The organism is Leucobacter rhizosphaerae (genome assembly GCF_022919175.1).
Classification (GTDB): domain Bacteria; phylum Actinomycetota; class Actinomycetes; order Actinomycetales; family Microbacteriaceae; genus Leucobacter; species Leucobacter rhizosphaerae.
Genome location: NZ_CP095043.1, coordinates 1631448 through 1656976 on the forward strand (window position 1 = coordinate 1631448; position 25529 = coordinate 1656976).

At 67.4% G+C, this 25529-nt stretch carries 23 protein-coding genes, 1 tRNA gene and 1 pseudogene; 3 read left to right on the forward strand and 22 right to left on the reverse strand.

Annotation, left to right across the window (positions count from 1 at the left end; translation table 11 throughout):
* Positions 1-26: 26 nt before the first annotated feature.
* From MUN76_RS07505 to MUN76_RS07540, 8 genes are all read right to left on the reverse strand, one after another.
* Complete coding sequence (locus MUN76_RS07505) at positions 27-431, reverse strand: YybH family protein (RefSeq protein ID WP_244688521.1); 405 nt, start codon at positions 429-431, stop codon at positions 27-29.
* Positions 428-2182 (reverse strand): DUF885 domain-containing protein, encoded by a 1755-nt coding sequence (locus MUN76_RS07510; protein ID WP_244688523.1) that lies wholly within the window; start codon positions 2180-2182, stop codon positions 428-430. Before MUN76_RS07510 ends, MUN76_RS07505 begins: the two co-directional genes overlap by 4 nt.
* Positions 2179-3333, reverse strand: coding sequence for a metal-dependent hydrolase family protein (locus MUN76_RS07515; RefSeq protein WP_244688525.1), 1155 nt, complete (start codon positions 3331-3333; stop codon positions 2179-2181). The genes MUN76_RS07510 and MUN76_RS07515 overlap by 4 nt, the downstream gene beginning before the upstream one ends.
* 101 nt (positions 3334-3434) lie before the next feature.
* Positions 3435-4244: an ABC transporter ATP-binding protein gene (locus tag MUN76_RS07520; RefSeq protein ID WP_244688527.1), complete on the reverse strand. Its 810-nt coding sequence runs from the start codon at positions 4242-4244 to the stop codon at positions 3435-3437.
* Positions 4241-5095 carry an ABC transporter ATP-binding protein gene (locus tag MUN76_RS07525; protein ID WP_244688528.1) on the reverse strand — a complete coding sequence of 285 codons (855 nt, stop codon included), beginning with the start codon at positions 5093-5095 and terminating at the stop codon, positions 4241-4243. The genes MUN76_RS07520 and MUN76_RS07525 overlap by 4 nt, the downstream gene beginning before the upstream one ends.
* Positions 5095-5955 (reverse strand): ABC transporter permease, encoded by an 861-nt coding sequence (locus MUN76_RS07530; protein WP_244688530.1) that lies wholly within the window; start codon positions 5953-5955, stop codon positions 5095-5097. Before MUN76_RS07530 ends, MUN76_RS07525 begins: the two co-directional genes overlap by 1 nt.
* Before the next feature lie 29 nt (positions 5956-5984).
* Positions 5985-6989, reverse strand: coding sequence for an ABC transporter permease (locus MUN76_RS07535; protein WP_244688532.1), 1005 nt, complete (start codon positions 6987-6989; stop codon positions 5985-5987).
* Between the two features lie 89 nt (positions 6990-7078).
* Positions 7079-8554, reverse strand: a complete 1476-nt coding sequence (locus MUN76_RS07540; protein WP_244688534.1) for an ABC transporter substrate-binding protein — start codon at positions 8552-8554, stop codon at positions 7079-7081.
* A gap of 308 nt (positions 8555-8862) precedes the next feature.
* Here MUN76_RS07540 and MUN76_RS07545 point away from each other — a divergent pair, with 308 nt between their 5' ends.
* Complete coding sequence (locus MUN76_RS07545; RefSeq protein ID WP_429953355.1) at positions 8863-9426, forward strand: helix-turn-helix domain-containing protein; 564 nt, start codon at positions 8863-8865, stop codon at positions 9424-9426.
* Between the two features lie 194 nt (positions 9427-9620).
* On the opposite strand, the gene MUN76_RS07550 is transcribed toward MUN76_RS07545, so the two are convergent.
* The 3 genes from MUN76_RS07550 to serS all read right to left on the reverse strand — a co-directional run bounded on the left by MUN76_RS07550 (position 9621) and on the right by serS (position 11942).
* A tRNA-Ser gene (locus MUN76_RS07550) sits at positions 9621-9708 on the reverse strand.
* 89 nt (positions 9709-9797) lie between these two features.
* Complete coding sequence (locus MUN76_RS07555; protein ID WP_244688537.1) at positions 9798-10664, reverse strand: HAD family hydrolase; 867 nt, start codon at positions 10662-10664, stop codon at positions 9798-9800.
* Positions 10665-10667: 3 nt separating this feature from the next.
* The gene (serS, locus tag MUN76_RS07560; RefSeq protein WP_244688539.1) at positions 10668-11942 is read right to left on the reverse strand and encodes a serine--tRNA ligase; all 1275 of its coding nucleotides are present in this window, start codon (positions 11940-11942) and stop codon (positions 10668-10670) included.
* Between the two features lie 79 nt (positions 11943-12021).
* Here serS and MUN76_RS07565 point away from each other — a divergent pair, with 79 nt between their 5' ends.
* On the forward strand, positions 12022-13014 hold the full coding sequence (locus MUN76_RS07565) for a diacylglycerol/lipid kinase family protein (protein WP_244688541.1): 993 nt from the start codon (positions 12022-12024) through the stop codon (positions 13012-13014).
* 60 nt (positions 13015-13074) lie between these two features.
* Here the strand turns inward: MUN76_RS07565 and pheA are convergent, their stop codons facing one another.
* The 10 genes and pseudogenes from pheA to MUN76_RS07615 form a co-directional block, all read right to left on the reverse strand.
* Complete coding sequence (gene pheA / locus MUN76_RS07570) at positions 13075-14031, reverse strand: prephenate dehydratase (protein WP_244688543.1); 957 nt, start codon at positions 14029-14031, stop codon at positions 13075-13077.
* Between the two features lie 43 nt (positions 14032-14074).
* Positions 14075-15726 (reverse strand): annotated as a pseudogene (gene pgm, locus MUN76_RS07575) (phosphoglucomutase (alpha-D-glucose-1,6-bisphosphate-dependent)).
* Between the two features lie 54 nt (positions 15727-15780).
* Positions 15781-16161 (reverse strand): RidA family protein, encoded by a 381-nt coding sequence (locus MUN76_RS07580; RefSeq protein ID WP_244688544.1) that lies wholly within the window; start codon positions 16159-16161, stop codon positions 15781-15783.
* A gap of 12 nt (positions 16162-16173) precedes the next feature.
* Entirely contained in the window at positions 16174-16905 is a 732-nt protein-coding gene (locus MUN76_RS07585) for an IclR family transcriptional regulator (protein ID WP_244688546.1), read from the reverse strand.
* Positions 16906-16980: 75 nt separating this feature from the next.
* Positions 16981-17847 (reverse strand): substrate-binding periplasmic protein, encoded by an 867-nt coding sequence (locus MUN76_RS07590; protein ID WP_244688548.1) that lies wholly within the window; start codon positions 17845-17847, stop codon positions 16981-16983.
* A 42-nt stretch (positions 17848-17889) separates the two neighbouring features.
* Complete coding sequence (locus tag MUN76_RS07595) at positions 17890-18627, reverse strand: amino acid ABC transporter permease (protein ID WP_244688550.1); 738 nt, start codon at positions 18625-18627, stop codon at positions 17890-17892.
* Complete coding sequence (locus MUN76_RS07600) at positions 18624-19268, reverse strand: amino acid ABC transporter permease (RefSeq protein WP_244688552.1); 645 nt, start codon at positions 19266-19268, stop codon at positions 18624-18626. The genes MUN76_RS07595 and MUN76_RS07600 overlap by 4 nt, the downstream gene beginning before the upstream one ends.
* Position 19269: 1 nt before the next feature.
* Positions 19270-20073: an amino acid ABC transporter ATP-binding protein gene (locus tag MUN76_RS07605; RefSeq protein WP_429953325.1), complete on the reverse strand. Its 804-nt coding sequence runs from the start codon at positions 20071-20073 to the stop codon at positions 19270-19272.
* Between the two features lie 5 nt (positions 20074-20078).
* Positions 20079-21065, reverse strand: coding sequence for a dipeptidase (locus MUN76_RS07610; RefSeq protein WP_244688555.1), 987 nt, complete (start codon positions 21063-21065; stop codon positions 20079-20081).
* A 59-nt stretch (positions 21066-21124) separates the two neighbouring features.
* Positions 21125-23638 carry a hypothetical protein gene (locus MUN76_RS07615; protein WP_244688557.1) on the reverse strand — a complete coding sequence of 838 codons (2514 nt, stop codon included), beginning with the start codon at positions 23636-23638 and terminating at the stop codon, positions 21125-21127.
* A gap of 249 nt (positions 23639-23887) precedes the next feature.
* On the opposite strand from MUN76_RS07615, the gene MUN76_RS07620 reads away from it, so the two are divergent.
* A complete protein-coding gene (locus MUN76_RS07620; protein WP_244688559.1) occupies positions 23888-24676 on the forward strand; it encodes an HAD-IIA family hydrolase in 789 nt (262 codons plus the stop codon).
* 48 nt (positions 24677-24724) lie between these two features.
* Here the strand turns inward: MUN76_RS07620 and MUN76_RS07625 are convergent, their stop codons facing one another.
* Positions 24725-25507 carry a sulfite exporter TauE/SafE family protein gene (locus MUN76_RS07625; protein WP_244688560.1) on the reverse strand — a complete coding sequence of 261 codons (783 nt, stop codon included), beginning with the start codon at positions 25505-25507 and terminating at the stop codon, positions 24725-24727.
* Positions 25508-25529: the final 22 nt, after the last annotated feature.

Sequence of the window (25529 nt, forward strand, 5' to 3'; positions counted from 1 at the left end):
AAGTGGAGGAGAGGGGCGGTGCGCGGTTACGAGGTACCGGGATCCAGATCCTGAGCGTGATGGTGCACGATCCTCCACCCGTGATCGTCCCGTCTCAGCACATCAGTGACGCGAACTGTTTCCGTGACGGGCGAGCGTTCATCTGCGCGCACCTCCAGCACGTAGCGCACCACGCCGGTATCTCCCCATGCATCGCTGACGATGTGGGTGGGTGTGACGATCGGCACCGGAGCCGTGCGAGCCGCAGCCGGAATCGCGGGACCGCGCAACTCATCGAGCTCCGCGATCCCCCGAAGGAGTCGCGGGTCGGCCGTCTCCCACACCGTCACAGTGGGGTGAAGCCGACGATCAAACGCCTCCCGATCCCCCAGCCCCTGGTAGAGCGCCTCGATGGTGTCGACGAGCTCCTGAGCTCCTGTGATGGCGGTCATATTGAGTCCTTCGCGGTGTCAGTGGTGGAGGTGCGTCCTGAGTTCGCGAGTAGCTCAGCCAACGGCGCGAGCCCCATCGGGCCCCAGGAAAGCGCATCGTGATGAAATGTCTTGAGGTCGAAGTCTCCGCGGGCTTCTGCGTCCTCCCGAAGCCCATTCCATAGCCGCTGACCAGCTTTGAAGGCAAGTGCCTGGCCGGGCCAGGCGAGATACCGATCCACCTCGAACTGCGCTGTCTGCTCAGAGGTGAGCGCAAGCTCGACCAGCATGCGTCGAGCCAGTTCGGGGGTCCACTCGAGCTCCGTCGTGAATCTGTTCTCGGGCACCGGGCGACCGGTGTGGAGACCGATATCCGCGATGACCCGTACCGCCCGCCAGATCTGGCCGAGCAGCATCCCCAGGAGTTCACCGTCGGACCGCAGAAGCCCTAGCTCCTCGGACAACTGCTCGGAATAATGCGCCCACCCTTCCGCGTACCCGTGCACCTCGCAGAGCGCGCGCTGCCACGGGTGCAGGGCAACATTGGCCCGGTTGATGGTGTGTTCGAGGTGGTGACCCGGTACACCCTCGTGGTGCATCGACGTCACTTCTTTCCAGGTGGAAATCGAGGTCTCGTCGCGCGGAATCGTCCAGACCACCCGCGCCGGGTGGGAGCCATCGGGCGCCCCGGGTGTGTAGTAGACGACTCCTGCCGCGGCGCGGGTGACGTCGCACACGACATCGTGAATCGCTGGCGGAATGTCGAACGCCGCACCGTCGAGCGCGCTGATCGTGTCACCGATCCGTGATTCGAGCCACGCCCGAATCGCCGACTCGTCGGACAGGGCGCCCGCCTGATCCTCGTCGAGTCGAGCCGCCGCACGTCGCAGCAGCGCACTCGCGGGCTCAGAAGTCTCGTCGCGCTCTGCGACGCCGAGCACGCGGGCTGCGACCTGAGTCGCACGTGCGACGAGACGGTCGAGCTCGCTCCACCCGTAGGCACTCAACTCATCGAGATCGACATCAGCGCCGAGAAAACTCCGAGCCGTTGCAAGGTAGACCGACGCACCGACCGCGTCGTTCGTCGGGGCCTCGAGGCGTAGCGGCCCTCGCAAGAACTCCGCGAACGCGGTGTAGGCGTGGCTTGCGCGATCCTGAGCGGTCCGGGCACGCACGACGAGGTCGGCAGGTGCGTCCGCGGCGATCGGCATCGAGCGGAAGAAATCCATGCCGTCCGGGTCGAGCCAGCCGTCAATCTGCCCCGCCAACACCTCAAGCTGGCGTTCGGCGACCACACCCCCTCCTGCGAACGTCCCTCGTGCACCTTCTTCCGCCGCCCAGATCAGTCGTCGCTGGAGCTGTTGCAGCGTTTCCGGAACCGCTTCGAGACGCTCGACAACCGCCCGCCCGTGCGCAGCATCGATGATGACACCGTCGAATGACTCCCGCACCGTATGCGCGGGGCTTGCAAGCGGGGCGACGAGCCGCGGCGTGAACCCTGTTTCGAAGAGACGTCGATCGCTGGCGAGCCGCTCCGACATGGCCGCAACCAGCGATCGCTCGGCCGGGCTCAGACCCGCAGTCTCCACCCTGGCGAGGCGATCGAGTGTTCGCCCCTCGAGCTCATAGCGTGCAACGCACCATTCCGGGCTGAGGTCGGGCAGACCATGGCCGATGGGGGCGCCAATGGCCTGCGCTGCCGTCGGCTCATGCGGAGCGAGCTCTCCGACGAAGTCATCGGCGATGTCCCACGGCGTCTCCGTCCGGTTCACGATGACGCCTCCGAGGCGGCGCGAACGACACGACCGCCCTGCATCACCCAGTCAAGGGTGCGCAGAGCGGATACGCTCTGCGTCGGATCCTCGCGCATCGCGATCAGGTCGCCGCGGGCGCCGACGGACACACGACCGAGGCGCTGATCTCCGATGAGCTCAGCGGCGGCGCTCGTCGCCGAGACCAGGACTTCACGTGCGGTCATCCCTGCCTCCTCCATGAACTCCATTTCTCGCACCGTCGCGGTCGTACCGTCATACGCTGCAGCGGGCGGCATATCGGTTCCCATCGCAATGCGAACTCCGCTCGCGATGGCGTGCTGCAGGCTCTCCCAGTGGCGGGGACCGGCTGACAGCGCGCGTTCTTTCATCCAGTGGGGCGCGCCCATCGCGTCGAAGAACTCGTCGCAGCGGCTCACAGTGATGGTGGGGACGTACCAGACGCCGCGCTCGGCCATCAGGTCGGTGACCTCTCGAGTCAGCTCATACCCGTGCTCGACGCAGTCCAGACCGAGTTCAATTGCCCGCAAGAGCGTCGCAGACGGACCGACATGCGCCGTCACTTTGCGGCCCCAGTCATGAGCCACGGCAATCACCGCCGCCATTTCGTCATCGAAGAGTTGGGGGGTATGGATCTCCTCGTGCTCGCCGGCGATGCCACCGGAGATGCAGACCTTGATCAGGTCTGCCCCTCCGCGAATCTGCAGTCGGGTGAGCCGGCGAAAGTCGTCGGCGCCGTCACCCTCCACGGCATCGGAGTCCCAGCCGTGCCCGCCGGTGCAGCACAGGGCCTGTCCGGCGGTGATGATGTTGGGGCCGTCGACCAGGCCCGCTCGGATCGCGCGGCGCAGAGAGAAGTCCAGGCCGCGGCTCTCCCCCACCAGCCGGGTCGTCGTGACACCCGCGTGCAGCGTGCGCCGCGCCGAATCCGCCATCACGAGCAGCAGGTCCGAATCCTCACCTGAGCGGATGAGATCGCCCGCTGCTCCGGGGAGTGCGAGTCCCAGGTGGACGTGAGCATTCACCAGTCCGGGCGAGACGAAGCCGCCTTCCAAATCGATCTCGCGCACGGCCAATCCAGACGCGAAAGAGGCGCGCACCTCTGCCAGTCCGCCGACCGCGCTGATGACGCCGTCGGGGCCGATGCCCACCGCTTCGAGGTCATCGCGGACCTCGATCCCGTCGAAGAACTTCGCTCCTCGCACAATGGTCGGCTGACGCTCTGCGAGTGAGCTGTCGAGGGTCGAACGATTCACGCGAGTTCTCCAATCGGTTCGGGCTGTCCTGGGAGCTGCTTTTCGGGGGTGATCTCTGGGATCGCCGAGATCAATGTGCGGGTGTATTCGTGAGCGGGGTGTTCCCAGAGCGCCTCTGAGGCCCCTTCCTCAACGATCTTGCCCGCGTACATCACGGCGGTCCGGTCGGCAATCGCGCGAACGAGGGAGAGATCGTGGGAGATGAAGAGCATCCCCATGCCGAGTTCACGCACGAGTTCAGTGAGCAGAGTGACGATCTGAGCGGCCGAGAACGCGTCCAGGGCGGTGACCGGCTCATCCGCGACGATCACCCGGGGCCGCGAGGCCAGTGCACGAGCGATCGCCAATCGCTGACGTTGACCGCCCGAGAACTGATGCGGGTACTTGCCGAGTGCCGTTGCATCGAGGCCGACGAGATCGAGCAACCGTTCAGCCTCGTGACGCGGCGCTCGCTCGCGCGCTGACCGCGGAACGCCGTCGAGGAGCTGGCTCGCTACCGTGCGACGCGGGCTGAGGGAGGCGTAGGGATTCTGGAACACCATCTGCAGGCCGAGTGCAGATCCACGTCTCCGCCGCATGCCGAGCGTGGGGACCTCCTGTCCCTCGAAGAGCGCACGACCCTCGGTCGGAGCATCGATCCCCATGGCGACGCGGGCCAGCGACGACTTTCCGCACCCGGATTCCCCGACAAGGCCGAGCACCTCACCCGCTTCGAGCTGCAGGCTGACCCCGTCGACCGCGATCACTGGCGGAGCTCCGGCGCGTTTGTGCACGACGCGCACGTCCTGCAATTCGAGCACACTCATTGCGCCGCTCCGTTCTCTGAGAGGTCGCCCACGTCAGCGGGTTCGGCGCGGTCGACACGTTCGGCCAGGGACTGAAATCTGGCCTCGATGAGAGACCGCGTGTACTCCTGTTGCGGTCTATTGAGCACATCGGCCGTCACCCCGGACTCGACGACGGCTCCGTTGCGGAAGATGTAGCTGCGGTCCGTGACCGATGACAGCACTCCGAGATCGTGAGTGATGAACAGGATCGAGAGCCCCATCTCGCGACTCAGTCGGTCGAACAATCGCAGCACCCCAGCCTGCACCGTCACGTCGAGCGCGGTCGTCGGCTCGTCCGCAATGATGAGCTTCGGATCGCACGCGAGTGCGATCGCAATCGCGGCACGCTGTCGCTGCCCGCCCGAGAACTGGTGCGGGTACGCACTCAGTGCCGTCTTCGGGTTCGGGATGCGCACCTGGTGCAGCAACTCGACCGCACGTGCGTTCGCGGCGGCTCTACTGAGACCGAGGTGGTAGCGCAGGTGTTCGGTGATCTGGGTCCCGATCCGGAGCAGCGGGTGCAACGAGGATCCCGGATCCTGGAACACCATTGAGATCTCACGACCTCGCACGCGGTTCATCTCCTCGGCCGACAGTTGCAGCAGATCCCGTCCACCGAACATGATCTCCCCGCCGGTCTGTGCACTCGGCGGGAGCAAGCCGAGCACGGCGGACGAGGTCATCGTCTTCCCAGAACCAGACTCACCCGCGAGACCCACGATCTCGCCCTGCTTCACCTCGATACTGGCGTCGCGCACCACCTCGACCGCTCCATTCGGCGTGGGCAGGCTGATGCGCAGCCCCCGGATTTCAAGCAGCGTCTCAGCCATCAGCGGCGTCCGTTCCGTGAACGCGGGTCCAGGACATCCTGCAACCCGTCACCCAACATGTTGAATGCGAGCACGATCGTGAAGATAGCCAGTCCGGGGAACAGGCTGGTCCACCAGTTCCCGAGATTCTGCGACCCGAGCGCGATCATGGCTCCCCACTCGGGCACCGGAGGCCGCGGACCGAGGCCGAGGAATGACAGCGCAGCGAGCATCAGAATGGCGTTTCCCAGCTCGATCGTCGCCATGACGAGCGCGGGACCAGCGCTGTTCGGGATGACATCCTTGATCAGGCTCTTCCACAGCCCGGAACCGAGGAGACGCCCCGATACGACATACTCCTGGCTCCGCACGCTCAGCACAGAGCTCCGGATGATTCGGGCGTACAGCGGCCAGGACACGATGACGAGAGCCAGAACCGCATTTCCGGTGCTCGGTCCGAAGGCTGCACTGACCGCCATCGCCAGGATGATGCTCGGAAAGGCCAGCACCAGATCCGCGATGCGCATGAGCACGTTGTCGACGGCGCGGCCCAGGTACCCGGCGAGCAGTCCGACCGTGCCCCCGACGAGCAGCGAGATGCTGACGATGATGACGGCGAGCGGCAACGACAGTCGCGAACCGTAGAGCAGTCGGCTGAGCACGTCACGACCGAGTTCGTCGGTACCGAGGACGAACTCTCCTCCGGGGGCCTGGAACAGGGGCCCGACCGATTTCAGCGGGTCGAACGGTGCGATCACCGGGGCGAGAGCTGCGATCAGCGCCCACACGAGGATCACGGCGATCGCGATGATCGTCCACGGCCGACGCCAGGGTGAGGAGAACTGTCGTCGGAGCACACGCTCGGCGCGTGCCGCGCTCATCGGGCGAACGGTACCAATCAGTCCGGTGCTCATGCGTGTCCAATCCTGGGATCGATGATTCCGGCGAGCACGTCGACGATGAGATTGATCACCGTGTACACGATCGCGATGAAGAGCGTGACGCCGAGAATCGACTGAAGGTCGAGTGACAGTGCGCTCCGATAGGCGTAGTTGCCGAGACCCGGCCAGCTGATGACCTGCTCGACGAGCACGGCACCGCCGAGAAGCGACGCGAACATCAGCCCGGTGACCGTGAGGATCGGGAGCAGTCCTGCCTTGAACAGGTGCCTCCACACGATGGTTCGTCTCGGAAGGCCCTTTGCGACCGCCGACCGCACGAAGTCCGAGTCCATCACCTCCAGCATCGCCGAGCGGACAAAGCGCAGGAGGGCTGAGACGGTGAGCAGCGCCAGGATTCCCACGGGCAGGACCAGGTGCCACACCGCGTCGGCGAACACGTTGAACTGCCCGGCAAGCAGCGCATCGATGGTGTACATCCCGGTGACGGACGGGGGCGGATCGAAGTCGTTGGACAGCCTGCCGCCACTCGGCAGCCAGCCGAGCACGTAGAAGAACAGGTAGAGCGCGAGAAGCGCGAGCCAGAACGGGGGTGTGGACAGTCCGGCGAGGGAGAACACGCGAATGCCGTTATCGGCTGCCGTGCCCTTGCGCAGAGCCGAGTACACTCCGAGTCCGATCGCGATCACGACGGCGATGATCATTGCCGGAATCGCGATCTCGAACGTTGCTGGGATGTACTGCTGGAGATCCTGCAGCACCGGTCGGTTCGTCTGCTGAGAGATCCCGAGATCTCCGCGCAGGATGTTCGCGAGGTAGGTTCCGTACTGGACGATGAGCGGCTGATCGAGCCCCCACTTCCGCTCGAACGCCTCACGGATCTCCGGGTCGTCGTACGCCTGCGGGGAAAGGTTCGCGGCGGCTGGGTCGCCGGGAACAACACTCACCAGCAGGAAGGTGATCACTGTGATCCCCCACAGCAGGATGAGCGCACTGCCCAAACGCTTGGCAATCATGGTGAGAAGCGGTGGCACCTGACGGTTCCCTTCTGATCGTGGTTCCGGATCCGGACTGGCGTGCAGTCCGGATCCGGCGCAGCACGGAGTTACTTGGTCCCGACCCGCGGCAGATCGACGATCCATCCGGCCGGTGAGTACTCGGTGTTCGTGAGATCGGCCGTCGCCACGGCGATACCCGAGTTGTTGGCGAGTGGGATGAACGGCGAGTGCGCGTTCATCTGCACCTGCCACTCCTCCATAGCGCCGCTGCGTTCCTCGATGGTCGTCGCCGCGAGCACGGCGTCGCCGGCCGCGATGACGGCAGGATCGGCCCGCTCGACGGTCCAGCCGGTGCGGAGTGCCGTACCGGCTCCCGGAGCCATATTGTTCACGAGCGAGGCGGCGACCGGGTAGTTCAGGCTGCTCGGGGTGAACCCGAGTGCGAGCTTGCCCGCACCCTGCGAGTCGAGGAAGGCGTTGATCGGCTGCGGCGTCAGCGTGATGGTGATGCCCGCTTCGGCGGCGTCTTGTTGCACGCGCGTGACGATGGTGCCGAGGTCGACGCCGCGGTACGTAATCGCCGGGTACACGAGTTCAACCTCGGGATTCGCAATACCGGCGTCGGCAAGCAGCTGCTTCGCGCCGTCAATATCGCGCGCCTGCACGTCGCTCTCGGGCAGTGCGCCCGCGAATGCGGGGGGAACAAGGCCAGCCGCCGGCACCGCATCTGCACCGAACAGCTCGGCGATCGCTGTGCGATCCACTGCGAGGCTCAGTGCCTGCGAGAAAGCGGGGTTCGCGGTGATCTCGGAAACCGCGGGGTCGCGGTTCGCACTGAGCTGGTACGAGGTGTCGAGCGATCCCGATACCGTGAGCGTGTCGGGCAGCCCCTCGACCATCGGGCCGGAAAGGTCGAGAGCGATCTCCGCGTTCTTGGCCTTCTGAATGGCGAGTTCCTGATTCTGCACGTCCACGTTCTGAATTACCACACGGTCGAACTCGGGTGCCTCGCCCCAGAAGTCGGGGTTGGCTTTCAGCACGATCTTGGAACTCGGATCGAAGCTCGAAATGGTGTAGGCGCCCGAACCGATGGATTCCGTGTCGAGGGCGTTGCCGACGGTGTCTGCGGTTGCCGCGTCCTCGGCAGCACTCGCGCCCAGCTTCGTTGCTGCATCCGCGTTCATGATGCCGGCACTCGGCATCGCCAGGATGGTCGGAATATCCGGGTTGGGGATCTCCGACGTCACCACAACGGTCGAAGCGTCCGGTGCGGTGAAACTGAGGCCCTCGACCGTTTGAGACGGGCTGCCCTTCAGGTTCTTCAGTCGGTCCAGACTGAAGACCACATCCTCGGAGTCGAGCGTGCTGCCATCGGCGAAGACCGCATCGTCGCGGAGCGTGAAGGTGAACGTCTTGGCGTCGGCGGAGGACTCGAAGCTCTCCGCGAGCCAGGGCTGAGCCTCGGTGACGTCCGCGCCGTCGAAGGTCACGAGCGTGTCGTACACCGCGTGCACCGCCATCGCACCGGTTGCTTCGTAGACCGTGCTCGGATCGAGTGATTTCAGCACAAACGAGGTGCTCACCGTCAGGGTTTGGTTTCCTCCCCCGCCGGATCCTCCCTGGCTACCGCCAGCACATCCGGTCAGGGCCAGGGCCGCGATGGCGACCCCTGTGGTCACGGCTGCAAGCCGCGGACTCCGCAGTTTCATCGTACGCAACTACTTCCTTGTAATCTGTTCCTCGGTGACCCAGTTGGATCTAGCCCTCAACGCGACACTGACTCCATCAGAAACGAGGGCTGACGCCCACTATAGTTTATTCTCATCAAACTTTTTTAACGTAGTCGATCAAATGGTGCGCACGGGCCTGCCCGGGAGGCGGCGACACCGGCATACTTGCAGTAACGAAAGGGACGCCCATGCTCGGAGATCAGCTCCGCCGACTCCGGCGAGACGCAGGAATGACACTGCGGGAACTCGCCGAGAAGTCCGGACTCTCGGTCGGCATGCTGAGCCAGATCGAGAACGGCTCCGCAGACCCGAGTCTGGGGTCGCTCCGCAAGCTCGCAGCAGTGTTCGACGCCGACATTTCGTCACTGTTCAGTGACCCGGAGGTCGAGGCAGTCCACATCAGCGGCCCTTCGACACGGATGCGACTCATGACGCCCGGAGGCGAGTTCTCCTACGAGCGACTCACGCCGGGACGCGGCGACCTCGAAATGCTCCGCGCCGTCATTCCGCCGGGAGAGGCGACGTCCCCCCAATCGTGGAGCCACCCGTCTACGGAGTGCGTCTACGTGATCTCCGGCACACTCGACGTCGAGGTCGGAGGCACGAGCTACACGATTCAGGAGAACGAGTCGATCACCTTCGATTCCCGTCTTCCTCATCGATATCGCAATGCGACGCAGCAGGACACCACCATCGTGCTCGCGGTCACGCCGCCGACACCGTAAGCACCCAACGAGGATGCGCTGAGCCCTCCTCACACTTCGTGCGTGAGCGATTTCTGGTGCAGAACCAGGACTTCTTCCCGGAAATCGCTCACACCAGGACACGTGCGCGCGGGGAGCAGCGCCCTGTCTCGTGCAGTGCAGCGCGAGAAACAGCGGAACCCCTCACCGGGGTTCTGGCGAGGGGTTCTGCTAACTGGCGGAGGGTAGGAGATTCGAACTCCTGAGACGTTTCCGCCCACTTGTTTTCAAGACAAGCTCCTTCGGCCGCTCGGACAACCCTCCGCAGACGAGCTTAGCAAAGCGAGGCATCGCACCCGCGCCCGGCCGCCTCCGCAGCAGATCGCGATCGGCCCGGACAGCCCGGAGCGCGACTACCGCGCGAGCTCCGGGAACCGCTCCCGCAGTGCCGTGAGCAATCCGACCTCGTCGACCGTCCCGGTGACCCGACTCGCGACCGCCTGCACCTCGGGCACCGCCTGACCCATCGCGACGGCATCGCCGTGGCGCGCCGCCCAGCGGAGCATGTCGATGTCGTTGCGGCCGTCGCCCGCGGCGAAGACGCGCGAGGGCGCGATCCCGAGCTTCTCGGCCACGACCTCGAGTGCGCTCGCCTTCGTCACGCCGTCGGGCGCGATGTCGAGCCACGACGTCTGCCCGACCGCGTACGAGACGTGGGTGAGTCCGAGCGACTCGACCGCGCTCAGAAACTCTTCGAGGCGGTGATCCGGCGATACGACCACCACACGCGAGGCCTGCACCCCGAGCAGCTCCTCGAACGGCACCTTGCGCTGCGTCGACGGCAGGGTGCCGGTCGGGATCGATTCCGTGTACAAGAACCCGCCGTCCGCGAGCTCGACCGCGAACCGGGCGGTCATCAACTGCGTGCGGATCTTCACGAGCGCATCGCTCGGATCGAAGGCCTCGACGACCTCACGCCGATACGCCCGCGGTGCCAGCGCATCGCGCTTCAGCGTGACGGCGCCGTTGCAGGCGACGACCCACTGCGGCCTGATCCCGAGCAGCTCGACGATCGGCAGCGTCGCGTCGACGGAGCGGCCGGTCGCAACGACGACCTCGTGCCCCGACTCGTGCAGCGCTCGGATCGCGTGCGCCAGATCCGGGTCGATGAGCCCGCCCGCGGGATCGTCGCCCGCACCCAGCGCGCCGTGATTCAGGACGGTGCCGTCGAGATCGAGCGCGATGAGGTGCCGCTCTCCGTCGGTAACTCGTGCCAGCATGCCCTACGCCTTCTGCTCGATCGGGGTGAGGATCTCGAGCCCGCCGAGGTACGGCCGCAGCGCCTCGGGTACCACCACACTGCCGTCGGCCTGCTGATGCGTCTCGAGGATCGCCACCAGCCAGCGGGTCGTGGCGAGCGTGCCGTTCAGCGTCGCGACGGGCGCGGCCTTGCCCGACTCCGTGCGGTAGCGCGTCGCGAGGCGCCGCGACTGGTAGGTCGTGCAGTTGCTCGTCGACGTGAGCTCGCGGTACGCGTCCTGGGTCGGCACCCAGGCCTCGATGTCGAACTTGCGCGCGGCGCTGGATCCCAGGTCGCCCGCGGCCACGTCGATGACCCGGTAGTGCAGGCCGAGCGCCTGCAGCATCTCCTCCTGCCAGGCGACGAGGCGATCGTGCTCGGCCTCCGCCTCGGCGGGATCGGTGTAGACGAACATCTCGAGCTTGTTGAACTGGTGCACCCGGAGGATCCCGCGGGTGTCCTTGCCGTGACTGCCCGCCTCGCTCCGGTAGCACGTCGACCACCCGGCGTAGCGGATCGGCCCCTGTTCGAGGTCCACGATCTCATCGGAGTGATAGCCGGCGAGCGCGACCTCGCTGGTGCCCGTGAGGAACAGGTCCTGCTCGGGCAGGTGGTAGACCTCGGAGGCGTGCTCACCGAGGAATCCGGTGCCGTGCATGATCTCGGGCTTCACCAGCGTGGGGGTGATGAGCGGGGTGAAGCCGTGCGAGAGCGCGCGGTCGAGCGCCATGTTCATGAGCGCGAGCTCGAGCCGGGCGCCCACGCCGCGGAGGAAGTAGAAGCGTGCTCCCGACACCTTGGCGCCGCGCGCCATGTCGATCGCGCCGAGCATCTCACCGATCTCGAGGTGGTCGCGCGGCTCGAAGTCGAACTCGGGGACGGCGCCGACCTCGCGCAGCGTGACGAAGTTCTCCTCGCCGCCGCTCGGAACACCATCGAGCACGATGTTCTCGATGCGCGCGGAGACTGCATCGAACGCCGCGTCTGCGTCCTTCGCGCGCGCGTCCGCTGCCTTGACCGCCGCGGCGAGCTGCTGGGCCTGCGCGATGAGCGCGGGCTTCTCCTCCTTGGAGGCGGACTTCACCTGCTTGCCGAACTCGTTCTGCTCAGCGCGCAGCGATTCGAACTCGGTGAGCGCGGCGCGACGGGAGGCGTCTGCGGCCAGCGCCTGATCCACCACCGCCTCGTCGTTTCCTCGCGCTCGTTGCGAGCGCTTGACGGTCTCAGGATCGTTGCGGAGGAGTACTGGATCGATCACGTGCCCAGCTTACCCCGGGGCCACTGACAACCCGGCGGGCGAGCACTCCGGTGACACCGTCCGCCGCTACGCTGGTTCCATGCCCTCCCCCACCTCGCGCCCCCAACCGAGCGCGGCAGTGGTCTACCACCCGGTGAAAACTGACCTGGCGGCGCTCCGGGCGGCGGTCGCCACCCAGGAGCGAATCGCCGGCTGGGGACCGACCCGGTGGTACGAGACGCTCGAGAGCGACGCGGGCGTCGGCGCCACCGAGCAGGCGCTCCGCGACGGCGCCAACGCGGTGCTCGCGAGCGGCGGCGACGGCACGATCCGGGCCGCGGCCGAGGCGCTGCGCGGCACCGGGGTTCCGCTCACGATCGTGCCGCAGGGAACTGGCAACCTGCTTGCCCGCAACCTGGGGGTCCCCCTGAACCGACTCGACGAGGCGGTGCGCGCGGTCTTCTCCGGAGTGAACCGCCCCATCGACCTCGGGATCCTCACCATCGTGCGCGAAGACGAGTCGGAGAGCCGCCATGTCTTCCTCGTACTCGCGGGCATGGGCCTCGACGCGCGAGCGATCTCGGCGACCCGCGCGACGCTGAAGAAACGCTTGGGATGGCTCGCCTACGTCGACGCCGGCGTGCGCACCATGCTGCGCGATAAGCCGCTCCCGATCCACTACTCGGTCGACGGCTCCGAGGTGAAGTCGATCTCCGTCTACACCGTCATGATCGGCAACTGCGGGCTGATGCCCGGCGGGGTCCTCCTGATCCCGGACGCACAGCTCGACGACGGCCTCCTCGACGTCGTCGCGCTGAAGCCGCTCGGCGCCTTCTCGTGGCTCCGGATCTGGAACAAGATCGGCTGGGAGAACGGGGTGCTGCGGAAAACGAAGACGGGCCGCAAGCTCATCGACCTCGTGAACGACACGCGCAATGTGGTGTACGACCGCGCGACGAGCTACGCCGTGTCGGTGCCGACGCCGGAGCCGATCCAGCTCGACGGCGACGACTTCGGTCTTGCGCTCGCGGCGAGCGGCCGCGTCGATCCCGGCGCGCTGATCGTGCGGGTGCTGCCCGAATGGAAGCCGTAACCGGCTCGGATACGCGGGCCGGCAGAACTCAGGCCAGCAGTGCGCTGCCCAGCAGACCGCCTACGCGCCGTCCGGCGTCCCCTCGATGACCCCGCGCAACCAATCGCGCGCGTCGCGGAACGTGTCGTCGTCGTGCACGGGCTTGGTCGTCGCGGCGATGCGATCCGCCCGCGGATACGACCCGAGGAAGACGACGTTCGGGCTGAACCGCTTCACGCCGAGCAGCGCGTCGGCCACGCGCTCGTCCTTGATGTGCCCCTCGGCGTCGATCACGAAGCGGTACCGACCCATCCGGTCGCCGATCGGGCGCGACTGGAGCAGCGTGAGGTTGACTCCGCGGGTGGCGAACTGCTCGAGGAGTTCGAGCAGCGCACCCGCACGATCCTCCGGCAGCTCCACGACGAGCGAGGTCTTGTCGGCCCCCGTGGGCTCGCCCACCGGTACCGTGCGGCTCACGAGCACGAAGCGGGTCACGGCGTCGGGGTTCTCCGCGAGCCCCTCGGCCAGCACCTCGACGTCGTAGTGCTCCTCGATGCCCGGAGGCGCGATCGCCGCGTCGATGCCCGTGCCGGGGGCGAAGAGATCGACGGCGGCCTGCACGTTCGAGGTCGCGGGGAGGTGGCGGTGGCGCGGGATCTGGTCATCCAGCCACGCACGGCACTGCCCGTAGGCGACCGGGTGGGCCGCGACCACGGTGATGTCCTCGCGGCGCACGCCGGGGCGGGCGACGAGCACGAAGCGCACGGGCACGAGGTACTCGCCGACGATGCGCAGGCCCGGGATCGTGGCGAGCGCGTCGAGCGCGACGGTCACCCCGCCGTCGATCGAGTTCTCGATCGCGATGACCGCGGCGTCGCTGTCGCCCGAGAGCACGTCCCCGAGCGCCTCGCCGAGGTTGGTGACGGGCGCCCACTCCTGGCCCGCCGCCTCGGGCACCTGCTTGAGCGCGGCCTCGGTAAACGTTCCAGCCGGCCCCAGGTAGGAGTAGCGGCGGGATGCGGGGCTCGGCTCAGACATGGGAACAAGAGTATCGCTCCACGACGCCGTGCGTGCGCGACGACTACCCCGCGAGCACCCGCTGCACGAGCGCCTGCGCCGCGGCCTGCACTTCGGCGAGGTGCTCGGGTCCGCGGAACGACTCGGCATAGATCTTCATGACGTCCTCGGTGCCCGACGGGCGGGCGGCGAACCAGGCGTGCGCGGTCTCGACTTTGAGGCCCCCGATCCTCGCCCCATTGCCCGGTGCGGCCGTGAGGATCGCGGTCACGGGATCCCCGCGAGTTCCGTGTCCGTGACGTCCTCCGGGGCGAGCGCGCCGAGGCGAGCTTTCTGCTCGGGGGTCGCCGCGGCGTCGATGCGGGCGTAGGCGGGTGCGCCGAAGCGCGCGACGAGCTCGCGGTACCGCTCATCCGGGGCCTGGCCGGTGACCGCCTGGATCTCCGCGGCGAGGAGCGCGAGCAGGATGCCGTCCTTATCGGTGCTCCACGCGGTGCCGTCGAAGCGCTGGAAAGACGCCCCCGCGCTCTCCTCACCGCCGAACACGACGGTCCCGTCCGCGAGACCCGGCACGAACCACTTGAAGCCGACCGGCACCTCGAGCAGCTCGCGGCCGTGATCCGCCACGACGCGGTCGATGATCCCGGACGACACCAGTGTCTTGCCGACCGCGGCGCTCGTCGGCCAGTCGGGGCGATGCGAGAGCAGGTAGTCGATCGCGACCGCGAGGTAGTGGTTCGGGTTCATGAGCCCGCCGTCGGCGGTGACGATGCCGTGACGGTCGGCGTCCGCGTCGTTGCCGGTGAGCAGGTCGGTGCTGTCGCGGTAGACGTCGAGCGTCGACATGACCGACGCCGACGATGGATCCATGCGGATCTTGCCGTCCCAGTCGAGGTGCATGAACGCCCAGCGCGGATCCACCCCCGGACCGAGCACCGTGAGATCGAGGTCGTAGCGATCCCGGATCGCCGCCCAGTACGCGACGCTCGCCCCGCCGAGGGGATGCGCGGCGAAGCGGACCCCGGCCTCGCGGATCGCCGCGACGTCGATGACCTGCTCGAGCGCCTCGACGTAGCCGCCCAGGAAGTCGTAGTGGCCGAGCTCACCGGGCTCCACGCCGTCGACCGCCGCGGTCGACGTGAGATCACGCCCGCTCTCGAGCAGTTCGTTCGCCCGGTCGGCGATCCAGGTGGTGGCGGCCGTGTCCGCGGGGCCGCCGTGGGGCGGGTTGTATTTGAAGCCGCCGTCGGTGGGCGGGTTGTGACTCGGGGTCACGATGATGCCGTCGGCGCGCTGCGGATCGTCGCTCGCGCGCTCGCGGTTGTGGGTGAGGATCGCGTGGCTCAGGGCCGGGGTGGGCACGAACGTCTCGTCCCCCGAGCCCGCGGCCGCGAGGACGTGCACGCCCTGCGCGAGCAGCACCTCCCGCGCGGTCTGCTCGGCCGGCGCGGACAGCGCGTGGGTATCGGCGCCGATGAAGAGCGGACCCGCGATCCCCTGAGCGGCGCGGTACTCGGCGATCGCGATGCTGATCGCCACGATGTGCGCCTCGTTGAACGAGCCGTTGAGCGACGTGCCGCGGTGGCCGGAGGTGCCGAAGACGACGCGCTGCGCGGCGATGGCGGGATCCGGCACCACCTCGGTGTAGGCCGCGAGCAGGGCCGGGACGTCGATCAGGTCGCTCTCGCGTGCGGGAAGTCCGGCTCTCTCAGTCATCTCTCCAGTGTGCCAGGCGTGGTCCGGGCGCGCACCCTGGTGCACCTGCGCGGCTCAGGACAACGGCACCGCGGCGATCGCCGTGAGCTCGACCAGCATCGCGGGCCGCGCGAGCTCCGCGACACCGACGGCGCAGCGCACCGGCACGGTCGCCCCGAATCGGCGCGCGTACACCTCGTTGAAGACGGGCCGATTCTGCCCGAGATCACGGAGATAGATGGTGAGGTGGGCGACGTCGCCGAGGCCCGCGCCGACCCGCGAGAGCTCGGCGGCGAGCGCGTCGATCACCACCTCCGACTGCGCCTCGATGCCGTCGGGCAGCTCACCCTGCTCGTCGAGCGGGATCACCGTGACGTACGCCGTCTCACCGATGACGGTGACATCGGCGGAGAGGGCTCCGGCTTCCGGTTCCGGGATGCGTGCGACTGCACTCACGTGACGTTCTCCTTACTCTTCTGAATCAGATTGCGGGGTCGGCGAGCCGAGCGCCGCCTCCGCGAGCTCGCGCTCGATGGACTGACGCGCCGCGCAGAGCGTGCTCCGGGCGATCGGGAGGTCCATGCGCCCGGCCGGGGCGATCACGCTGAGCGCGCCGAGGCACTCTCCGCGGAGCATGATGGGGACGGCGACGGCATCGATGGCATCGCCGAGCCAATCCGAGTGGGACTCCGTGTACCCGAGCGCCCGCGCTTCCTCGAGCTTCCCTTCAAGTCCGGCCCAGCGGGCACGATCCAAATGGGCGTCGAACGCGAGGAGCGCCAGGCCCGACGCCGAGGTCCGGGGGTCGAGGTGGGGCTCCAGCGCCTGGGTGATCGCGAACGGCCGCCTCGGCTCGTGCCGCTCGATGATGATGGCTTCGTTCCCGTTCAGCACGGCGTACGAGATCGGCTCGTTGAGCTGCTCCACGAGCGTCACCATCGCCCGCGAGATCTCCGCGGGCACCGCCGAGTACTCGATGGCGAATCGACCGAAGACCGCGGCTCGGGGCGAGAGGAGGTACTCGCGCTTGTCGTTCTGCATGAGCCAGCCGGACTCGGCGAGCGTCGACACGTACTGGTGCGTGGCCGCGCGGGACCACCCGAGCAGCCTGGCGAGCTCGGACACGCTCGACCGTCCCCCATCGAACTCGAGGAAGGCCTCAAGCACCTGGATCGTCTTGCTCACGGATTGGAGGCTCATGGTTCCACCACCTTAACGGCTGGGTGCGGGCGGGGAGGTCCGGCGGAGCGCGTCCGTCGGACCTCCCGCGTGGGATTACAGCAGATTCGGGTCACCCGGGTGCATGACCTGGGGATCAAGGCCGTACTCCTCTGCGATCGCGTCGAGCTCGCCCGATTCGCGCAGCTCGGCGATGAAACTGTCGATCGCCTCGCCGAGCGCCTCGTTCTCCTTGTTCACGGGGAAGTTGGTCTGCCCCGGATCGAGCGTGGCGGGCAGACGGTCGTCCGCGTCCAGGACGGTCACCTGGAAGTCGGTGATGCCGTGCTTGTCGAGGTAGGTGTGCGCGGCGATGAAGCCCTGCACCGTGCCGTCGACGCGGCCCGCCTTGATGTCGTCGTACGTCGCGTCGTCGTTCTGGTAGATGCTGAGGCTGTCGCCCAGCACCTCCTTCAGCTTGTCGACGCCGACGAGCCCCTGCCCGACACCGATCTTGAGCGCGGCGAGCTCATCGACCGTGCTCGCTCCGTCCTTCGTCACCGAGGAGAAGGGCGAGATGATCACCGGTGCGGAGAGCCGCACCATCTCGTCCCGCTCCTTGGTCCGATACCAGGATCCGAGGGTCGTGTCCGCGCGTCCGGTGGCGACCGAGGTGATCATCGCCGCGGAGTCCCCCTTGTTGACCGTGAGGGTCAGGCACTGGGCTTCGGCGAACTTCGTGAGGATGTCGCCCTCCAGCCCCGTCAGCGTCGACGGGCCATCGGACATCGAGAAGGGCGGGTACTCGTACTGCGCCACCGTGAGCGTGCCGTCGGTCATCGTCGTCAGATCGGCATCGCGCGGCGTGCAGTCCTCCGCGGGCTGCGCGTCGCCCCCGGGAGGCGCGGTGCTGCAGCCGACCAGGATCAGCAGGGCGGACACGGCCGCGGAGGCGGCGAGCAGTCTGTTCTTCTTCAGGTTCATCGGTGACTCCTTCATCATGATGGGTGTGGTGGAAAGCGGTGGTTACGGGGAGACGGAAGCGGGCTGGGGAGGTTCGAAGCGCCGGAGGCTCAGCGGTCCGCGTCGCGCGCGCGCCGGCCGCGTGCCCCCGCCGAGCCTGCGCTCGAAGGTGCTGCTGAGGTACGCGCCGGGGATCGTGATGCAGAGGTAGAGCACGGCCGCGGCGGTGTACACCGACATGTACTCGAAGGTGGCCGAGCCGATGATCCCGGCCCGCTGCATGATCTCCGGCACGGTGATGACCGTCGCGAGCGACGTGGCCTGGAAGATCGTGATGGTGAGATTCACCAGGGGCGGGATCGAGATCCTGGCCGCCTGCGGGATGATGATGAACCGATACGTGTCCCCGGCCGACATCGACACCGAGCTCGCCGCCTCGAACTGCCCCTTGGGCACGGCGCCCAACCCCGCGCGGATCATCTCAGACGAGTATCCGGCGGACGAGAACGTGAGCGCCGCGATGGCCGAGGGAGCGGCGGAGAGCATGACCCCGAACTGCGGCAGGCCCTGGTAGACGATCAGGAGCAGTACAAGGATCGGGATCCCGCGACCGAGCTCGACGAGCACCAGCGAGACGATCCGCAGCACCCGCGACTTCGAGTCGGCCATGAGCGCGAAGAAAAAGCCGAGGACGTACCCCATTCCGCAGGACACGACGGTCAGGCCGAGGGCGACCCACAGACCCGGAAGGAGTTCAGGAATGAACCGGGGCCAGTCATAGAGCCAGGAGAAATCGTTCATGCGACGGCGTACTTTCTCGTGATGCGGGCTTGGACGCGACGCGAGCACGCCGCAATCAGGAGACTGAGCGCCAGGTAGATCAGGCCGGCGAAGCCGAACATCACCAGCCCGTTGGCGTGGTACTGCGTCATGACCCCCGCGCGGAAGACCAGGTCAGTGACCCCGATCGTCGAAACGAGTGAGGAGTCCTTGAGCAAGCCGATGACCTGCGTGGCGACGGACGGACTCACCGAGCGGAAGAGCTGCGGGGCGATGATGTCCTTGAGCGTGTCGAACCGGCTCAGGTTGAGCGCGCCCGAGGCCTCCCACTGGCCCGCGCGGATCGCCTGCAGCCCTCCTCGGTAGATCTCCGCCATGTACGCCGCGGCCAGCACCGAGAGCGTGAGCATCGCAGCGGTCACCGGCGAGAGGGTGATGCCGAGCTGCCCGACTCCGAAGTACGCGATGAAGAGCCAGACGAGCGTCGGGATCCCGCGCACGACGTGCACGAACAGGTCGTACGCCCCTCGGATCACACGGAACCGGCTCCGTGCCGCGAGCAGGAGCGGGGCGCCGAGCACGATCCCGATCGCGGCGGAACCCGCCGTGATCCCTACGGTCCACAGGGTCCCGAGGGCGATGTAGCCCATGATCTCCCACATCTCAACGCCCCAGCACCGCTGAGAGGAACTGCTGGGTGCGCTCGTGCTCCGGCTGGGTCATGATCTGCTCCGGAGGGCCCTCCTCGATGACGGCCCCGTCGACCATGACGACGACCCGGTTCGACACGTGCCGCGCGAACTCCATCTCGTGGGTCACGATCAGCATGGTCATGTCGTCCGCGGCGAGGCCGCGCATCACCTGCAGGATCTCCGCGCCGATCTCCGGGTCCAGCCCCGAGGTCGGTTCGTCGAAGAGCATCAGCTCCGGGTCCATCGCGAGCGCCCGCGCGATCGCGATGCGCTGCTGCTGCCCGCCGGAGCACTCGGCCGGGTAGGCGTTCGCCTTACTCGCGAGCCCCACGCGGGTGAGTTCCGCCATCGCCCGCTCCTCCGCCTCGGCCCGGGAGCGCTTGTGCACGCGCATCTGCGGGAGCGCCACGTTCTTCAGCGCGGAGAAGTGAGGGAAGAGGTTGAACGCCTGGAACACCATTCCGGTCTGCGCGCGCAGCGCCCGCACCTGGGGCTTCGCGAGGGATCCGCCGGTGAAGTCGACACGGGCATCGCCGATGCGGAGGCTGCCGTGATCCGGTACCTCGAGCAGATTGAGGCAGCGGATCAGGCTCGACTTGCCCGCCCCCGACGGCCCGATGATCGAGATGACCTCTCCCTTGGCGACCTCCAGGGAGACGTCGTCGACCGCGACGTGGGCGCCGAACGCCTTGGTGAGGCCGGCGGCGGAGACGAACGCAGGGTCCGCCCGCACGGCGGCGTCGGACACGGGGCCGATCGGTTCGGTCATGATCATTCCCCTCACAGTTCCTTGAACGTTCTGCCGTAGAAGTCGAGCCAGTTCTCGCCCATGATCAGCGCGACCTCACGCTCGTCGAACCCGCGATCCCGCAGGCACGCCTCGGCGTTCGGGAACTGCGTCGGGTCGTCGAACCATCCGGATCCCTCCTGCGGCCCCGAGTTCGTCTTCGATCCGGCGCCGTACTGGATCTCGCGAGCCCAACGGCCCTGGCGCATCCACTCGAGATACGGCATGCCACCGGTCTGGTCGAAGTCGGTGCCGATCCCGACGTGCTCGATCCCCATGCGGTCGACCGTCCACGCCACGAGCTCCGACCACTTCTGCGCCGTCGTGTACTCCCCGACGAGGTTGCGGTACACGGACAGACCGATCATGCCGCCGCGATCCCGCAGCGCATCGAGCACCTCGTCCGGCTTGTTCCGCGGGTGCGCGGCGAGAGTCGAGGGGTTCGAGTGGGTGATCGCGACGGGATCGAGCGAGTGCTCGATGGCGTCGAGCGTCGTCGTGTTGCCCACGTGCGAAAGATCGATGACCATGCCGCAGCGGTTCATCTCCCGCACCACGTATTTGCCGTAGCGGGTCAGCCCGGAATCGGACGGTTCGTAGCAGGACCCTCCGATGTCGGACTGGATGTTGTAGGTGAGCTGTCCGACGCGCGTGCCCATGCGGGCGAAGAGCTCGACGTAGCCGAGGCGCCCCTGCAGGAACGACACGTTCTGGAATCCCAGCACGATCGCGCATCGACCCGAGTCGGCGATGCGACGGATGTCGGCAGCCGTGAAGGCGATCTCGACGAGATCGGCGTTGTCCTCGGCCATGTACCGCCACTTGACGAGTTGATCCATCGACTCGGTGGCGTCCTCCCAGAAGCCGACCGTCACCGTCACGCAGCCCACACCTCCCGCGGCGAGCGCTTCGAGTGCGGGGCGATGCGACGGCGTCTCTCGCTCGAGGGGTGTGCAAAGCAGGCTATCTACGTACAACATTGTGCGTTTCCTCCGGTGGAGCGTGGTGGGGTGTCTGATCCGAGGGGATCGAAGGGGTCTCAGTGGGTGTCGATGAATTCGGAGAGGCGGTGGTTGTCGAGCTCGTCCGGATCGGTGAGGAGCGACAGCTCCTCACTCGTGAACTGCTTCGTGATGCGTTCGCCCGGCTTGATCACGTCGAGGACCGTGCCCCCGGTGTGCTGCCGCGAGATCGGGCTGTCGGCATCGAGGCCGGCATTGCCCCGGTAGTAGATGTTCCAGAAGTCGCTCGACGATACCGTGAGCCCGTCGGCCATGAAGGCGTCGGTCGCAGCTCGGTACAGCGCCCGCGCCGCTTCGGGATCCCGCGCCCGACGGACCGTGCCGGTGATCGTCTCGGAGGCGGCGTCCTGGGGCTCGAGCGCGAGGTCGATGCCGTAGCGCTGCAGCTCGAGCTGCACCCCCGCCATCGCGTGATCCTCTCGAACGTTCCGCACGACGAACCGCCGCTCCCCGTCGTCGGCGTGGGCGCCGAGAAGGTTGACGAGCACGTGCCCGGTGAGGAGCAGGCTCTGCCCGCGGTTGTCCACGACGAGCGAAGTGCCGTCGATCTGGTCTGCCGGCGCCTCCCACGGCGCGGCGAGCGCGGTATCCGGGTGGATCGAGGAGATGAGCAGCTCGCCGAAACTCGTGACGACCCGGGGGTCTGCGACCAACGCGGTGACGACGAATTCCCGCGCCCCGTGCCAGGAGCCCTCGGGCAGGTTGAGCGCCTGGTACGCACGACCGGCCATGAGGCGGATCTCGCGGTACTTCATGTCGATCGTCTCGGTCGCGTGCTCGCAGGGCGGCGTGATCGGAGAGTCGATGGGGGTGAGCAGGGGCACCTTCGGCGCCGAGGCAGCGGCCGGTGCAGACACCGGATCCTCCGATGCGGACGAAGCCGACGAGACCGCGGAGGGAGCCGAGGAGCCGGCGGAGGGAGCCCGCCGGGCCGACGCGACGGGGGCCTCGTACGACCACCACCACTCCGAGGCGTCCGCGTCCGCGAGTTCGTCGCGATACGGTGCGCCCTCGAAGATGAGCCCGCGCACGTCGCGCCCGAGATGGTCCTCGGTCCGGTCGAGCCCGTGCACGAACGCATTGACGAATCGGATCACCCAGACCGGCACAAAATCGGTGTCGTGCGGGTCTGCGTGGACCAGCGCGTAGGGCCGCTCCTGGAGCGCGAGCACGAGCCGGGTGATGTACTCGAGCTCGGGCCGCTCTGCGAGCAGCGAGCCGATCGCGGAGTCCTGATCCCCGGCCTCGACCGCCGCGAGCAACGCGCGCACCTGCACCGGGTAATTCTGCACGAGTTCGTGCGCGACCGGGACCTCTTCCCGCGGGCCGGAGCGGGGCTCCTCGGCCGCGCGCGACTGGTACCACACGCGGTCGCGGAACTCGTCGCCGTTGAGCGGCAGCTCGAGCGCCCAGCGGAACCGGGTCGTGATGATCTGCGCGACCTCGGCCAGCGGCGTTGCGGGATCGAGGTCGAGCCGCTCATCGAAGTCGAGGCACTGCTCGACCGCTCGGTCGCAGAGCTCGGGGGCGAGCTCGAGCAGCAGGGCGTTGAAGGAGTGCAGGGCGTCCTTGCTCACCTGCTCCGCGGCGAGCCGGTGGATCGTGGCCAGCACCGTCTCACCGTCGCGCGGTACGATCTCACCGCGCCTCGCGGCGCGCACCTTGGCGCGGATGCGGCGGAGATCCGCGGCCATCTCCATGTTGCTCGTGAAGAAGCGGTAGCTCGTCGGGAGGAACGCCCGATACCGGATCGTCCGGTCCAGGTGCCGTTCCAGCTGCTCGAGATCCGACGCCGATCCGAGTTCGGGATCGGCGAGCACCTGCCCGAGGACGTCGAGGTAGGCGGAGATGTAGGCGTTGACGAGCACGGGACGGTTGAAGAAGAGCATCACGAGCCCGAGTGCGGAGCCGTTGCCCACGCCGATGAGCCGCTTCACCGAGGGGTCCAGGCGCACCGCGGTCTCCGGTGCATCGATGCGCGCCAGCTCCTCGACGACGTCCACCGACAGCTCGCGCATGAGGTACGCGGCCAGCATCTGCGCGTGGTACGACGTTTTGAGCGGGTGGCCGGGCCGGATCGCGGCGAACGGGATGCTACCGAAGGTGCCGTTGCCGTCGAGCCCGGTGTTGCGCATGACGTATCCGACGCGGCGCAGTTCCTTCGCGTCGGGCTGCTCTCCACGGGAGAGCGCCTCGCGCACCGAACGGAACAGTCGCAGGCTCTGATTCGAGCGGAACCAGACGAGGGTGTTCTCGGTCGCGCGACCTTCGTACAGGCGCGGAAGCTCCTCCTCGGTGGAGCGGATCTGCTCGGGCGTCGCGACGCCGTCGAGCAGCGTGCCGACCATATCCCAGCTCGTGCCGATGATCCGGCCGGTGCGGTTCTTGCCGGAGGGTTCCCTCAGGAACGCCAGGAAGGTGATCACTCCACCGGGGGTGGTCACGACGTAGCGCGCCTGTCCGACTCCGCGGGCATCGAGTTCGAAGACCTCACGATCGATCTTCCACTGCTCCCGGATCATCTTCGCCATGAAGCTCCGAGATGCGGAGAGCCGATTCGGCTGCATCGCACTGAGATTCCGCGGATCCATGACGACGTCAGGATCTGCGCTGAAACCGAACTTGTTCTCTACCACGCTACGTTGCGCCTTTCGTCAATCATTATTTGACAACAAACAATACCTGCTTGACGCATGAGCATAGCGCAGAAGTTCGGCGGGTGCCAGGGTCGAGTCGAAACCCGATACCTCACGTTCACACGCCCGCACTACGCTGGACGCATGGAAACGACGCAGGCACAGGGCCGACGGGCCGAGATCGAATGCTGGCTGACCGACATGGACGGTGTGCTCGTGCACGAGAATCGGGCGATCCCGGGCGCCGCGGAGCTGCTGCAGCACTGGCGCGACGAGGAGATCCCCTACCTCGTGCTCACGAACAACTCGATCTTCACCGCGCGTGATCTCAGCGCGCGCCTCAGCGCCTCCGGCATCGACGTGCCCGAGGACCGGATCTGGACGAGCGCCCTGGCGACCGCGGCGTTCCTCAAGCAGCAGAAGCCCGGCGGCAGCGCGTTCGTGCTGGGCGAAGCCGGGATCCTGACCGCCCTGCACGACGCGGGGTACGTGATGACGGAGACGGACCCCGACTTCGTGGTCGTCGGCGAGACGCGGCACTACTCCTTCGACGCGATCACGAAGGCGATCCGGCTCATCATCGGCGGTGCGCGCTTCATCTCGACCAACCCCGATGCGACCGGCCCGAGCCCCGAGGGGCCGCTGCCGGCGACGGGATCGATCAACGCGCTGATCACCAACGCGACCGGCAAGAAGCCCTACATCGTGGGCAAGCCGAACCCGATGATGTTCCGATCGGCGCTCAACAAGATCGGGGCGCACTCGCACAACACCGGCATGATCGGGGACCGCATGGACACCGACATCATCGCCGGCATGGAGGCGGGCCTGCACACCGTGCTCGTGATGACCGGCATCGCCGACCAGGCCGAGATCGAACGGTTCCCGTTCCGCCCCGACGAGGTGCTGGGCTCGGTCGCCGAGCTGCTGTAAGCGGGAGTCGGGCTACCGCCGGCTGCTTTTGGCCGCCGCCGCCGCGGACTACTTCTTCCCGCCGCTGCGCAGGGTGCGCACCAGCATCTGCACCAGGATGATGGCGAGCAGGATCGAGAACGCGACGTTCGACCAGAACGGCGGGATGTGCGTGGCGATGATCGCGCCGACCGGCGACAGCAGGCTGGCCGCGATACCGAGGATCGCAGCGGCCCGCAGATCGACGTTGCGCCGGCGCGAGTTGCCGATCGTGCCCGAGATGGATCCCGGGATCATCACGAACAGCGACGTACCCTTCGCGACCAGGTCGCTCGCGCCGAAGAAGAACATCAGGATCGGCACCACGACCACCCCGCCGCCGACGCCGAGCAGGCCGGAGAGAATGCCCGTGACGAGCCCCGTGACCACGAGCAGCGCGCCGACGAGCACGTTCATCTCGATGACGTCGTCGCGCTGCGCGACCACGAACCAGAGGCTGATGATCACACCCACGAGGAACGCCATGAACATCCAGCGCAGGAAGAGGGTCGGCACGCGCGAGAGCAGGTAGCTGCCGATCTGCGCACCGATCACGATGCCGACCGCGAGCGCCGCGACGGCGATCCAGTCGATGTGCCCCTGGATCGCGTAGGTGACGCCGCCGACGATCGCGGCCGGCAGGATCGCCGCAACCGAGGTGCCCGCGGCGAGCCGCTGCTGGAACCCCAGCAGGAGCACCAGCATCGGCACGAGGATCACCCCGCCGCCGATGCCGAAGAGGCCGGAGAGCATGCCGGTGAGAGCGCCGAGCAGTGCGAGCGGGAGAATGCCCGGGCGGGAGGTCTGGTTCATCGAGATCGTGTGTCCTTGCAGA

Excerpts from the sequence above, each read along its gene's own strand:
- MUN76_RS07505 (WP_244688521.1), bottom strand. The coding sequence starts at position 431 with ATGACCGCCATCACAGGAGCTCAGGAGCTCGTCGACACCATCGAGGCG.
- MUN76_RS07520 (WP_244688527.1), bottom strand. The coding sequence starts at position 4,244 with ATGAGTGTGCTCGAATTGCAGGACGTGCGCGTCGTGCACAAACGCGCC.
- MUN76_RS07525 (WP_244688528.1), bottom strand. The coding sequence starts at position 5,095 with ATGGCTGAGACGCTGCTTGAAATCCGGGGGCTGCGCATCAGCCTGCCC.
- MUN76_RS07530 (WP_244688530.1), bottom strand. The coding sequence starts at position 5,955 with ATGAGCGCGGCACGCGCCGAGCGTGTGCTCCGACGACAGTTCTCCTCA.
- MUN76_RS07535 (WP_244688532.1), bottom strand. The coding sequence starts at position 6,989 with ATGATTGCCAAGCGTTTGGGCAGTGCGCTCATCCTGCTGTGGGGGATC.
- MUN76_RS07555 (WP_244688537.1), bottom strand. The coding sequence starts at position 10,664 with ATGCTGGCACGAGTTACCGACGGAGAGCGGCACCTCATCGCGCTCGAT.
- MUN76_RS07565 (WP_244688541.1), top strand. The coding sequence starts at position 12,022 with ATGCCCTCCCCCACCTCGCGCCCCCAACCGAGCGCGGCAGTGGTCTAC.
- pheA (WP_244688543.1), bottom strand. The coding sequence starts at position 14,031 with ATGTCTGAGCCGAGCCCCGCATCCCGCCGCTACTCCTACCTGGGGCCG.
- MUN76_RS07585 (WP_244688546.1), bottom strand. The coding sequence starts at position 16,905 with ATGAGCCTCCAATCCGTGAGCAAGACGATCCAGGTGCTTGAGGCCTTC.
- MUN76_RS07590 (WP_244688548.1), bottom strand. The coding sequence starts at position 17,847 with ATGAACCTGAAGAAGAACAGACTGCTCGCCGCCTCCGCGGCCGTGTCC.
- MUN76_RS07595 (WP_244688550.1), bottom strand. The coding sequence starts at position 18,627 with ATGAACGATTTCTCCTGGCTCTATGACTGGCCCCGGTTCATTCCTGAA.
- MUN76_RS07600 (WP_244688552.1), bottom strand. The coding sequence starts at position 19,268 with ATGTGGGAGATCATGGGCTACATCGCCCTCGGGACCCTGTGGACCGTA.
- MUN76_RS07605 (WP_429953325.1), bottom strand. The coding sequence starts at position 20,073 with ATGATCATGACCGAACCGATCGGCCCCGTGTCCGACGCCGCCGTGCGG.
- MUN76_RS07610 (WP_244688555.1), bottom strand. The coding sequence starts at position 21,065 with ATGTTGTACGTAGATAGCCTGCTTTGCACACCCCTCGAGCGAGAGACG.
- MUN76_RS07615 (WP_244688557.1), bottom strand. The coding sequence starts at position 23,638 with ATGGCGAAGATGATCCGGGAGCAGTGGAAGATCGATCGTGAGGTCTTC.
- MUN76_RS07620 (WP_244688559.1), top strand. The coding sequence starts at position 23,888 with ATGGAAACGACGCAGGCACAGGGCCGACGGGCCGAGATCGAATGCTGG.
- MUN76_RS07625 (WP_244688560.1), bottom strand. The coding sequence starts at position 25,507 with ATGAACCAGACCTCCCGCCCGGGCATTCTCCCGCTCGCACTGCTCGGC.